The 936-nt window shown below is 65.0% G+C and carries 2 pseudogenes; both read right to left on the bottom strand.

Annotation, left to right across the window (positions count from 1 at the left end):
• Positions 1-576, bottom strand: a pseudogene (locus tag V8324_RS22050) (IS91 family transposase); the annotation flags it as partial.
• 12 nt (positions 577-588) lie between these two features.
• A pseudogene (locus V8324_RS22045) lies at positions 589-843 on the bottom strand (tyrosine-type recombinase/integrase); the annotation flags it as partial.
• Positions 844-936 lie beyond the last annotated feature (93 nt).

Here is a 936-nt window from a genome sequence, read left to right as displayed (position 1 = left end):
GTGGCGTCGGCCGACAGGCCGCCGCCCGGGACGATCATGTGGGGGTGATGCGTCAGTGCCGAACCCGTCGTGTCGGAGACGCGCCTCTGGTGCGATGTGTGCAGCACGCTGGTCACGCCGACCCCGCGCTCCCATACGCTTGGGATCAGCCGCGATGGTCATCACCGTTTCCGCGGAAGCCTTGAACAGCAGGCCATAGACGGCCTTCTTGTTCCAGAAGGCGATCTGCGCGATCTCCGCCGGGAGGATGAAGACCACGTGGAAATACTCCACGGGCAACAGGTCTTCGGCGCGCGCGGCCATCCAGTCGCGCGCCGCCGGCCCCTGGCACATCGCGCCGGAGGCGCGCTTTCAGCGCGACAGGCAATGCCGGTTCTTGCAGGAGTTGTAGGCGATATGGTGGTGACCACACTTGGCACAGCCAGCCACATGCCCGCCGAGCGCCTCGGTCCGGCAGACCTCGATCGCCGACATGACCTTGAGCCGGGTCAGGCTGACATGCCCGGCATTGGCCTGCCGCCACGCAGGACCATGGGCGCGAAAGATGTCAGCGATCTCCAGCGTCAGTCGGGGCACCCCGGCGTCCGGTCACTCCAGACTTCGCTTCACGGCATGGTCCTGCAGTTTGGCCAGCATCTCGTAGGGACTGACGGTGTCGCGGATCATCTTGGTCGCGACATGGGTGTATTGCGCCGTCGTCGTGAGCTTGGCATGGCCCAGCAGAACCTGGATCACCCGGACATCCGTCTTGGCCTCCAGCAGATGGGTCGCAAAGCTGTGCCGCAACGTGTGCAGCGTCGCCGGCTTGCTGATCCCGGCCATGTGCTTGGCCGAGGTGAACGATGAGCCATTGTCCGCCATTGATGGAGTGGATGGCTCCCGCTTCCGGCATCGCGATGTGCCATGTTGGGTGCTGTGAACACGGCCAACGAAGGG

Origin of the sequence: Roseovarius sp. D22-M7, assembly GCF_037083785.1 — a bacterium.
Lineage (GTDB): Bacteria > Pseudomonadota > Alphaproteobacteria > Rhodobacterales > Rhodobacteraceae > Roseovarius.
This window is presented reverse-complemented; position numbering and strand designations above follow the sequence as displayed.